Source organism: Bartonella grahamii ATCC 700132 (assembly GCF_000518085.1).
Lineage (GTDB): Bacteria > Pseudomonadota > Alphaproteobacteria > Rhizobiales > Rhizobiaceae > Bartonella > Bartonella grahamii.
Genome location: NZ_JACX01000031.1, coordinates 1 through 11,372 on the forward strand (window position 1 = coordinate 1; position 11,372 = coordinate 11,372).

Genomic DNA, 11,372 nt, shown 5'->3' on the forward strand with positions numbered 1-11,372 from the left:
CGGTCTTGTGATGTACCTTCTATCTTCACGCACTACTTATCCCCCCTTTGAAAGTTATTTTATCAAAATGAGTCTTACTAATATACATTTCCGCATCACTATAGACTGTTCAAGAAAATAGCAACATAAAAATATGACTTTTTAGCAATATGGATTCTACTGTGATCTTTTTTCAACAAAAATATAGAAAAAGCTTCTATAAAATCTCAAAGTTTATAGCCTCATCTGTTGCTTTAGGTCCATCGGCTACTGCGGAGAGGCTAAGTTCTATTGCTGTAGGTTTGAATGCGCAGAGCAAAGGAGATAATTCAGCTGCTTTTGGTGATCTTGTATATGTATTAAATATTATGCTTATCTCTAGATAAATACTGTAGCGTCTTAAAAAAAATTACCCTTATTTCAATCAATAAGGGTGAATATTTTGTTCAGTTTTCGTTGTTCCTATTATTTTATTTTCAGAGTGATTGCTCCACCTATTCCCCAATGACCACCAGCACTCGTGGCAGAGAGATTAGAGCGAATTTTTCCGTTTTCAGATGTATAACCAGCTCCAAGAGCAAATGCGGATTGTCCACGCCATGCGCCGCTACCAAATGAGACACTCAAAGATCCTGGTTCGTCGAAGTAACGTAGGTTGGATACTGCTAGACCAACGGCGGCTGCTTGCCTTGCCTCTTTGCGTACACTCTTAATGTCATAACTTAAAATATTAAACTTCATATCTGTATATTGGTTAGCCCGATCAACAGCACCATCAATAGCATCAATCCTGATATTATTTATCCGTTGATCTGTGTAGTGCTTCGATTCATCGAGAATGATCTTCATCTGCTGTTCAGTGTAGTCATGTAGTTGACCACCATTTACAGCTTCTTTCGAACCTTGTTCAATACGACCATCCGCAACATTATCAATCATAACAGGTTCGCTTTCATTCCCACCTTTTAGAGTGATCTTATTGGTCTTTTTACCATCAGCATCTTTATCATAGTTAACTGCGCCATCAGAAAGATTATTAACCGTGTTTTCAATATTATCAACTCTGTTTTCAATATGGAAAACCGTTTCACCCATATCCGTAACCGTAGTGGAAATATTGTCGACTCTGTTGGTAAGATGCTTAACATCTTTTTCAACGCCAGTGATACGTTCGTTGGTCTCCCAAAGCTGTCCGCCATTGACTGCATCTTTTGAACCTTCTACAATTTTACCATTTTCTACATTGATAATCTTACTTGGTTGACCATCATGGCTAGCGTCATAGGCTTTTTTCTGCTCATTCCAATTTAAACCATTGAACGAAACATTGTTTTCAACATTTTGAATGCGATTGTTTATCTTGGACATACTCTCACTTACGCCGTCAAAAGCACCGGCAACGTCATGATAGGTCTTCTTCTCACCAGAACTACCATCATTATTGAATTGTGCTATCTTGAAAGTAGGAGCGGTCCATTGTCCATTATTATAGCCAGCGCCACCACCAAAATACGTAGCCAATTGGTTGCTCATCAAATAAAGTTGCGAACCATTTACAGCATCCGTTGAGTTAGCAGAAATATCTCCATTAGCAAGAAACTTAATTTTGCTATTGGTTCTTTCCTCTCCATGCTGCGCTACAAATGCCTGTTCATCATTACTCCACAACAAGGCGTCGCCTTTAACTTCTTGTGTAATATTATTGATTTTTTGTGTAAAATCATTTGTCACATTTGTTAAATGATCATTCACATTCTTTACATTTGCATCAAGACCACTCAAAGCGTCACCAACATTTTCAAAGGTTTTCTGAACCACCTTACCATTCGCAGAAACTGTAGATAAATTATACTCCGGTCCCCAAAAATCACCATCGACAAATTCGGCATCACCACCAAAATAGTTTGCTATATCTTGAGAGATTTTATTAATTTGGTCCCCATTTACTGCATCGGTTGAATCTTCAGCAATTTTGCCATCTTTGACATTAAGGAGTGCAACTGGTCCTTGACTCTTATTGCCGCCCAAAGACACACTGTTATAATTGACAGTACCATTTGCATTTTTATCGTAGAGAACTGCAAAAGCACTTCCCTCTCTAATGTTATTAATACTGTTACTAATATCTGCTATACGGCCATCCAGTTGTTCTTTATTAACAGCTTCATCATTATTAACTGCTGCCTTCACACCGGAAATTGTACGAGCACCACCTGATTTGTTCGCAACATTGATTTCAGTCCCACCTGTTGCTTTACCAACAGTGATAGTATCTGCATCTCCTTCCTGCTTGACAAGGCTATTTTTCGTCGCATTCGTAATCTGATTTTGGATATTCGTGATAGAATTATCAACAGTACTAAAAGCAGATTCAAAATCATTATGTGATTTGCCCTGAATAGTGTAGGTGGGAGCCTTACCGTTAGACACATCTGCACCACCACCAAAATACTTCGATATATTTTGAGAAATTGTTGTCAGATTATTCGTAACAGTGGCAATATTCTGATTAGTCGTAAAGAGCTGCGAACCATTTACAGCATCCGTTGAATTAGCAGAAATGTCTCCATTAGCAAGAAACTTAATTTTGCTATTGGTTTTTCCCTCTCCATGCTGTGCTACAAATGCTTTCTCATCATTACTCCACAACAAGGCGTCGCCTTTAACTTCTTGAGTAATATTATTGATTTGTTGTGTAAAATCATTTGTCACATTTGTCAGATGGGTATTCACATTCTTTACATTTGCATCAAGCCCACTCAAAGCTGAACCAACATCAGTAAAGATTTTCTGAACCACCTCACCATCCGCAGAAACTGTAGATAAATTATACTGTGGTCCTTTAAAGTTACCATTCTCGAATGAGGCATCCCCACCAAAATAGTTTGCAATATCTCCAGATATTTTTTCAATCTGACTGCCATTGATCGCATCATGCGAATTTTTAGCAATTGTACCAGCTTTGACATTAAGGAGAGCTACTGGCTCTTTATTTTTATCGCCACCTAAAGTTATACTACCATAATTAACGGCACCATTTTCTTTATCGTAGAGAACTGCAGCAGCAGTTGTGAGATTAATATCCTTAGAAATCTTCTCTATACTTTTATCAAGCTGTTCTTTATTAACAGCTTCATTGTTCGCAACAGCTGCCTTCACACCGGAAATTATACGAGCATCACCCGATTTGTTCGCAACATTGATTTCAGTACCACCTGTTGCCATACCAATGGTGATACGACCTGCATCTCCTTCCTGTTTAACGAGGCTATTTTTCGTTGCATCCGTAATCTGATTTTGGATATTCGTGATAGAATTATTGACAGAACTAAAAGCAGAACCCACATCGTGATATTCAGTGTTCTGAATCGTATAGGTTGGTGCTTTATTAGCAACCACATCTGCACCACCGCCCAAATAACTTGATATATTCTTATTTGCCCCATTAAAAGCCGTAACTAAATTAACAACTGTCTGATTGGTGTTAGCAACTGTCTGATTGGTCTCAAAGAGCTGCGAACCATTTACAGCATCCGTTGAATCTTCAGAAATATCTCCATTGGCAAGAAATTTAATTTTGCTATTGGTTTTTCCCTCTCCATGCTGTGCTACAAATGCCTCTTCTTCCTTGCTCCACAACAGAGAATCTTTAGAGACACCCTCAATTTTCTGAGTAAATTCATTGGCTACATGTGTTAAGCGGCTATTCACATTGTTGATATTATCATCAAGCCCTGTCAAAGCAGAACCAACATCAAAATGGTCCTTATTTACTGCTACACCATTTTCAGAAATTTGCGATAAATGATAGTGCGGACCAAACAAGATACCGTCGTGAAAGTCCGCATCACCACCAAAAATGGCTGCTACACTTCGATATATTTTTTCAATCTGGCTACCATTGATCGCATCATGCGAATCTTGGGAAATTGCACCATCTTGTACATTATGGAGAGCAACTGGTGCCGTAGTCTTATCACCACCCAAAGTCACACTATTATAATTAATGGTGCCATCTGCATTTTTATCATAAAGAACCGCAAAGCTATTTGCTTCTTTAATGACCTTAATACTGTCCGTGATATCTGCAATTTCACCATCAAGTTGTTTTTTATTAACAGCTTCATCATCATTAACTGCTTCTTTCACACCGGAAATTGTACGAGCATCACCTGATTTGTTTGCAATATTAATCTCTGTGCCTTCTATATTCTTACCGATAGTAATACGATTTGTCTCTTCTTCTCGCTTAACAAGGCTATTGCTTTTTATGGTGTCAACAACATCTGCAATCTGACCATCGAGCTGTTGTTTATTAACAGCGTCGTTATTGTTTACTGCAGCCTTCACACCGGAAATTATCCTATCTTCACCCGATTTGTTTGCAACATTGATTTCAGAACCACCTGTTGCCATACCAATGGTGATACGACCTTCTTCTCCACCATCTTGCTTAACAAAACTATTTCCTTCTATCTGATTTTTTATCTCTTGTAGCTGCGCAAAATTCACTGCATCATAAGGGTCTACCCCAGCTTTCACTCCTGTAATCTGTTTATTGCCAGCATCAATACCATCCACAGTTATTCTAGCCCCATCAGCAAACATAATGCCATCATTACTCATAGAGGCGTTCCCTGCAGTGACACTTGCTACTGTAATATTCTTAGCTAGATCAAATTGTACATTATTGTTTTCCGCACCTTTTGTAATTTTAAGGTTGTCACTTGCAGCCGACAAATCTACAGTATCTTTTATACCAACGGCTTTAGCATTTTCACCTCCAACAGATAGTGTCCAACCTTGGTCTACGTATGATTGTAACGTTTTTAGCTGTGCAACATTAACGGCATCATGCAATTCAGTACCAGCTGCCACTCCTACAATCTAGCGTGTTTCCCCTGTTTTAACATCACCAACACTCACTGCACCTAACGTACTTTTCCATACAAAGTTGTCAGACTGTGAAGGACCTTTAATGTAAGGATCATAACCGATAGCGCCAGCAGCAACATCAGCTATAGACTCACTTCCAAGAGCAACACCCTCACGCTCAGTCGCTCTTGCATCTAAACCAATCGCTATCGAAAGATCTGTTTGAGCTTGAGCACCATAACCTATAGCAATTGCTTGTTGTCCATCTGCAAGTGATTTGTTACCGAATGCAATACTATCAACGCCTTTTGCTTTTGCAAGCCCACCAATAGCAATCGTATTGCTTGCTACTGCTTCAGACGCAACCCCTATAGCAATACTTGCTTGTTCACCTGCAAGTGCACCAATACCAAAGGCTTGTGCTCCCCCACGCTTTGCAGTTGCACCCGCTCCAAATGCTGTTGAATAATGCCCCGTTGCGGAAGATCCACACCCAGTTGCAAAAGAAAACACACCATAAGCTTCAGGCATAACATTTGAAAGACCACCGGTTGCTTTTCCCATATACGCCCCGGTAGCGGTCAGACCATCACCACCCCAATTAAGCTAATCCTTCGCCCAGTTAAAAGGACGCTTGCCATTAATCTCTTTATTCGTAGAAACTCTTTCATATAGTTCCTCTGCAGTGATTTGTTTATCAGTACCTTGATTGCTTCCACCACGATCAACAACATTAAACACACCACAGTTATCATTATCGCCAGCTAATACAATACTGCCATGGCTAGCGTATTGATAAGACACGCTAGGACCACTTGAACTTTGAACTTTATCACCTGTTATCGCAAGATTTGCAGCAACCACAGGAGAAACACTCGACAAGAGCGTCGCTATAACTGTTCCCAATGAAACCACTTTAATCGAATTTGATGTTGAATATTTTTTCATAATACCCCCTTCATAATAACAGATTAAAAACACAAAAAAGGTATGCTCTAGAGCTTTCTTATTTCCCTTGCGTGTTCCTGCTTGTACAGCGTGTTTTAGGACACAAATAAAATTAAGACATAAGCTGTTATTGCTACAGCGCCTTTAAAGGGTAATTAGAAGCCGGTTTGTGAAAGTCAATTTAAGGAAGGTAAAAAAATACTTAATATTAGAATGGATCTCATTTTTCTATCAAAGGTTGTGCGTCGTTTTTAGCTTTGACCTCTTTGAAAGAGGTATAATTTTTGTGCCTATTGATCATCCGCTTAGGCATCAGTTTATTTTTCGTGAATAAGATTTTTTATTTCATTAGAAGATTTATGAAAGCTTTTTACTAAAATACCCCTGCTTTGATGAGGCAAGGGCAAAGAGCATATTTAAGAAAAGTTTTTTGCTTATTAGTTCAGTGCTAAATTAAGCCTAACACCTACACCCTAATGACCACCAGAACTCGTTGCGGAGAGATTGGAGCGGATTTTTCCATCTTCTGACATATAACCCAGCTCTGATAGCAAAGACGGATGGACTACTCCAATGCATCCGTACCAAATGAAACGCTTAAAGACCAAGGGTATCTTCATGACTTAAATTCGATACTGCTAAATCAACAGAGGCCGTCTGTCTTACTTCGTTCTGAACTGTCTTAATATCATATCTTAATGCTTCAAATATTCTAACTCATGTTAATTGCTGCTTATGTTCACCGTAACGGTATCTCATGCGCGCGCCTACTATACTCTCCCATCTCTCATTAAGAGCAATAAAAACAAAATGTTAATAAAGTTAATGGTTAGAATTTGTTTATTGTCAATTCACTATTGCTCTCAGTCCTGTACCTATCCCCCACTGACCTCCGGCACTCGTTAATGATATATTTGAGCGAACTCTTCCACTTTCAGACATATAACCAGCGCCAATAGCAAATGCGGATTGACTGCGCCATAAACCACCACCAAATGATAGACTGATTTTTCCAAGAGTATCATCATAACTTAAATTAGACACTGCTAAACCAATCGCTGCTGCTTGTCTTGCCTCTTTCCTAACATCCTCAACAGCATAACTTAACGTTACAAACTTCATATCCGTATACGAATAAACCTCTTTAACACCATCCTTTACAATATTAGACACTTTCTCATCCGTATATTCTTTCGCTTTATCAAGAATCGTATCTGTCTGCTTTTTCGTATAATCATGTAACTGATCACCATTTACGGCTTCTTTCGAACCTTCTTCTACCTTTCCACCCTCTACATTGATAATCTTACTCGCCTTCTTATTCTTATCAACGCCACGACCTGCATTAAATGCATTAGCAATATCGTTATAGCTTTTTTTTCGTCTTTTCCATGCCGAGCCACAAATGCCCCTGCTTCATTACTCCATAACAAAGCATTTTTCTCGATGTTGCCAGAAATTTCATTATGAAGCTTCGCGAAAACACTATTTATGCCAGCAAAAGCTGCTGCAATATTATCATAGCTGTTCTCTTCAAAGGTTCTATAGCTTGAAATTTGGTGCTGTCCATTCTTCATTCTCATATCTAGCACCACCGCCAAAATATTTTGCAAGCGTTTGATTTAGTGAATAACGTTTTCCATCCCGTCACAGAATCCGTGGAACTCTTTGTAATAGCTCCTGTCGAAAGGAATGTGATCTTGCTGTTTTCTTACTTCTCTCCATGTTTTGCAACAAAAGCTTGATCCTTTGTGCTCCATGATAAAGAATCCTGCACACCTCCTCAGAGACTTCTTTAATACGATTATTTATATTCTTGATATTGTCATCAAGGCCTGTAAAATAAGTTAGAGTGGCTATATGATTTCTCTATTACCGTACCTTTTTCATCAAGCTGATGATAATTTATAAGTGGGAGCTGTAAAAATACCGTCGCTAAAATATGCTCCACTACCTAAAGATTTCGCAACTTTATCACCCAATGAATAAAGCTGACTACCATTGACAACATCAGTGGAATTTTCCGTAACTTTATTTGCTACAGTATGAAGTGCAGCGGGAACTATAGTTTTTCCAAAAGTCACACCTTCATAATTAATAGTGCCCCATTAATAGTGCCATTTTCATTATTTGCTTTATCATAATGAACAACAGTAGAATCATTAGCAAGTTTCTCTAAACTTTCTTCAAGCTGTTTTTTATTAACAGCATCATTGATGCTTTATCTCTCTCTGCTTTCTTAACACCAGAAATTATCCGTAATTTATCACTTTTATTCGCAATATCGATTTATCACCATTTATATCCTTACCAATGGTAATGTGTTTCATTGCGGTATCCTGTTTTACAAAAATACTCACTGCTACTTGTTCTTTTATTTCCTTCAGTTGTGAAAAATTCACTGCATCAGTATTACGATTTCCTTCTGCAATATTTGTTACTTTTTTACTTGCCGCATTAATACTACCGGTAGTTATTTGCGGGACATCCGTAATTACTAAGCCTACTGCATCTGCTTTTGTTTTCTCTCCTAATGTTATGCTTTTCAATGCTATGTCATTAGCCAAACCAAATATGAGCTTATTTTCATTGTCCTTATCTCTTTTAACCCTGAAGTTACTTCCTCCGGATGAAAATTTATTGTATTATCTAGCATCCACATCTTTAGCTGCCTCACCAGCAATAGACAGTTTCCAACCTTTTTTCTTACGACTTCTTCTAAATCCTGCAACTATCTAAGGTTCACTGCATCGGCAGGTTTGCTACCAGCTGCTACGCCTATAATTTGTCGCGTTATGTTCTTACTAGAAACACCAATACTCACTTCACCTTTCGTACTTTTCTATTGAGATTCGGTGTTTTTGGCCGGTCATTGCAGAAGAAACGTATCCTCAAAAAACGCCAGCAGCTCTACTAGGCACAGAGTTGTTTCTGATAGTAACACACCCCCGCCCATCATCAACCGTCACGTTAGAATAGGAACCTAAAACGATACTTCCAACCCCATTTTCTTTTGAATAGAAGCCTATAAAATAGCTTCTTGAGCAAATGCATATGCACCCAAGAGCAATCGAACCATACCCTAGGGCTTTAGAAACGGCTCCTATAGCTATTGAATAATCACTCTTCGTAGTTGTATAATTATTATCTCCATATTCGCTCTTCTATATTATATTCACCACCTATTGCGACACTGCTTTTCCCCAAAGCGTGAGCCATATTGCCTACAGTAACGCTCCATTCTTTTTCCGCTTGCGTTCCACTACCTAAAGCAATACTTGTGTTTGGAATACGTTGCATACCTGTAAATCGTTGCATTCTTGTAATGAAATCATGTCGCAAGGTGTCAGATCCATCGATAATCCTTGCATCTTCGTTGTTTTCAGAACTCATTGTAATTGTAGAGTTATTGTTCATAACCAATTACAGATCGGGAAGAAATCTCTCACTAAAACCATCCTTACTCTTAATAGAAAGCGTATTAACGAGAAAATTGATATAGCCACTATCATCTGTAGAATCATCTACTATTGGTGCCATTGCTGTGCTGTATTAAGTGCTGTTAAATAACTTGCTTTTAATAAATCAAAACCTTTTGAGAGAGCCCCAATACTGTTAGAGTTAGCATGCGCAGAAAGGAGCATTTTTCCTTGAGAATAGCTCTTTGCTGCTTTTGCCATGGCTAAAAGCAGCTGTTCTATTATATCAATTTTTTTCGCCAAAACAGGAATAGCATTCGATAAAAAAACAACTATCACAACTCCCAATGAAAACGTTGCTACAAACAACCGATAAAATAAACGCCAAAAACTTGAGCTATTCCCCTTGAATATGATTCAATAATTTTTTCATAACAAACCCTCAACAAAAACCATGCCTAAAACATAAAAAAGACATATTTTGAATTGTAAGAATTTGCACTATTTGCTTTTCATACTCGTAATTAGGTTAAAACAATTTGGAGAAATTAAAATTTTACTATGAAGCTACAAAAAAGGAAAATGATTAAAAAACATAATATTTTTAACTATTCTATTCTTAAGATAATTTGTCATTTAAACAACAAGAATTTCAATGAAAAATTATAACGATACCAATATAAAACATAGGTTTAACACTACACGAAAATAAAAGCTAAAACTGTCTCTTTTTAATAAAGGGTCTATTCGTACTCACATTGCTTTATGAACTTTAATAAATCAAAATAACAAGATAGAGCAATAACCTCATTACCTAATTATCAAAAAAATAGTAATCATTTTTTGAATCTTTGCCACTAAGGTCTTTTATTCTCAACAAAAGTTGTAATAAGCTTTTTATATTCGGATTTTATATAATTACGGGAGTTTTGTACATTTAGAATAGCTTTAGAGGGCTCTGGAAGAAGGTAAAAAATTTGCCCTTTTCTTAAATAAGAAAAAGGCAAATCAATTTTATGGATTCAGTCGTTTATTAGTTGAGTATCACATTAACCCCTGCACTTATACCCCAGTGACCTCCAGAAGTGGTAATTGACAAGTTGGAACCAATATCACCGTTCTCTGAAGTATAACCAGCCCCAACAGCAAACGCGGATTGACTACGCCATAAACCACTACCAAATGCGAGTGTTAATTTTCCAGGAATATCACTATAGCGTAAACCAGCTACCGCCAAACCAACAGCTGCTGCTTGTCTTGCCTCTTTCCGAACATCCTCAACAGCGTAACTTAATGTCTCAAACTTCATATCCGTATACGAATTAGCCTCATTAACGCCATTATTGACAAGACTATTGACTTGATCATCCGTATATTTCTTTGCATTTTCAAGAACCGTCTTCATCTGCTGTTCTGTGTAATCATGTAACTGACCTCCATTAACAGCTTCTTTCGAATCCTTTTCAATCTTTCCATCCGCTACATTGTCTATTAACACTGGAGAGCTGTCATCTCCACCAACTAATGTAACTTTATTGGTCTTTTCACCTGTTTTTTTATCTCTATCATATTGTACAGATCCCTCCGTAACTTTAGTTTCAATATCCTTGACCTGATCTGTAATCATCTGCTGGGTTTCCCAAAGCTGACCGCCATTAACAGCTTCTTTGGAATCTTTGTCCACCTTACCGTCCTCTACATTGATAATCTTACTGGGGCTCTTAACGCCCTGATCATCAGCGTGAGAGGCATCATAGCTTCCTTTTTCTTCATTCCAATTCAGACCATTAGAAGAAACATCCTTTTCAACTTCTTTTATACGATCGTTGATAGTGCTCATGCTGTCATTAACAACATCAAATGCTTCAGAGACATTATTACGCTCCTCTTTATCACCTTTCGTACCATCCTCATTGAAAACCTGAACGTAGAATTTCGGTCCTTGCCAGTTTCCTTCCTTATCATAACCTGCTCCTCCACCAAAATATGAGGCAAAGCTCTGTTGTAGAGTATAAATCTGACCTCCATTAATCGCATCCGTCGAATCTTCTGATATCTTTCCTTCCGCAAGGAACGTGATCTTGCTGTTGTCCTTTTTACCTTCCTTCTCATGCTGTGCTACAAACGCACCCGCATCATCACTCCACAACA

The 11,372-nt window shown here is 38.0% G+C and carries 10 protein-coding genes and 2 pseudogenes; 1 reads left to right on the forward strand and 11 read right to left on the reverse strand.

The features are described from left to right. The first annotated feature begins 149 nt into the window (after positions 1–149). Positions 150–365: a hypothetical protein gene (locus tag U736_RS13195; RefSeq protein WP_026500598.1), complete on the forward strand. Its 216-nt coding sequence runs from the start codon at positions 150–152 to the stop codon at positions 363–365. A gap of 79 nt (positions 366–444) precedes the next feature. Here the strand turns inward: U736_RS13195 and U736_RS11215 are convergent, their stop codons facing one another. From U736_RS11215 to U736_RS0107890, 11 genes and pseudogenes are all read right to left on the reverse strand, one after another. Continuing rightward, complete coding sequence (locus U736_RS11215; protein WP_051406054.1) at positions 445–4,857, reverse strand: Vomp family autotransporter; 4,413 nt, start codon at positions 4,855–4,857, stop codon at positions 445–447. Between the two features lie 9 nt (positions 4,858–4,866). Beyond that, positions 4,867–5,418: a hypothetical protein gene (locus U736_RS13090; RefSeq protein ID WP_051406055.1), complete on the reverse strand. Its 552-nt coding sequence runs from the start codon at positions 5,416–5,418 to the stop codon at positions 4,867–4,869. A gap of 42 nt (positions 5,419–5,460) precedes the next feature. Beyond that, a complete protein-coding gene (locus tag U736_RS13095; RefSeq protein ID WP_342515736.1) occupies positions 5,461–5,835 on the reverse strand; it encodes a hypothetical protein in 375 nt (124 codons plus the stop codon). A gap of 813 nt (positions 5,836–6,648) precedes the next feature. Continuing rightward, positions 6,649–7,107: pseudogene (locus U736_RS12285) on the reverse strand (YadA-like family protein); the annotation flags it as partial. Further along, on the reverse strand, positions 7,095–7,379 hold the full coding sequence (locus U736_RS0107865) for a hypothetical protein (RefSeq protein WP_155915006.1): 285 nt from the start codon (positions 7,377–7,379) through the stop codon (positions 7,095–7,097). The gene U736_RS0107865 and the pseudogene U736_RS12285, both read right to left, overlap by 13 nt. A 312-nt stretch (positions 7,380–7,691) precedes the next feature. Then, entirely contained in the window at positions 7,692–7,886 is a 195-nt protein-coding gene (locus U736_RS0107870; protein ID WP_026500601.1) for a hypothetical protein, read from the reverse strand. A gap of 168 nt (positions 7,887–8,054) precedes the next feature. Further along, a complete protein-coding gene (locus U736_RS0107875; protein WP_026500602.1) occupies positions 8,055–8,369 on the reverse strand; it encodes a hypothetical protein in 315 nt (104 codons plus the stop codon). 324 nt (positions 8,370–8,693) lie between these two features. Further along, positions 8,694–8,921, reverse strand: a pseudogene (locus tag U736_RS13200) (hypothetical protein); the annotation flags it as partial. Positions 8,922–8,946: 25 nt separating this feature from the next. Next, complete coding sequence (locus U736_RS0107880; RefSeq protein ID WP_026500603.1) at positions 8,947–9,219, reverse strand: hypothetical protein; 273 nt, start codon at positions 9,217–9,219, stop codon at positions 8,947–8,949. 110 nt (positions 9,220–9,329) lie between these two features. Beyond that, on the reverse strand, positions 9,330–9,560 hold the full coding sequence (locus tag U736_RS0107885) for a hypothetical protein (protein ID WP_143711771.1): 231 nt from the start codon (positions 9,558–9,560) through the stop codon (positions 9,330–9,332). 694 nt (positions 9,561–10,254) lie between these two features. Continuing rightward, positions 10,255–11,372, reverse strand: a 1,118-nt coding sequence (locus tag U736_RS0107890; RefSeq protein ID WP_026500605.1) for a YadA-like family protein, incomplete at its 5' end; no start/stop codon positions are given.

What these genes read in the sequence shown, in the direction of transcription:
- U736_RS13195 (WP_026500598.1), top strand. Translation starts at nt 150, where the DNA reads ATGGATTCTACTGTGATCTTTTTTCAACAAAAATATAGAAAAAGCTTC.
- U736_RS13090 (WP_051406055.1), bottom strand. Translation starts at nt 5,418, where the DNA reads ATGGGAAAAGCAACCGGTGGTCTTTCAAATGTTATGCCTGAAGCTTAT.
- U736_RS0107865 (WP_155915006.1), bottom strand. Translation starts at nt 7,379, where the DNA reads ATGAAGAATGGACAGCACCAAATTTCAAGCTATAGAACCTTTGAAGAG.
- U736_RS0107880 (WP_026500603.1), bottom strand. Translation starts at nt 9,219, where the DNA reads ATGAACAATAACTCTACAATTACAATGAGTTCTGAAAACAACGAAGAT.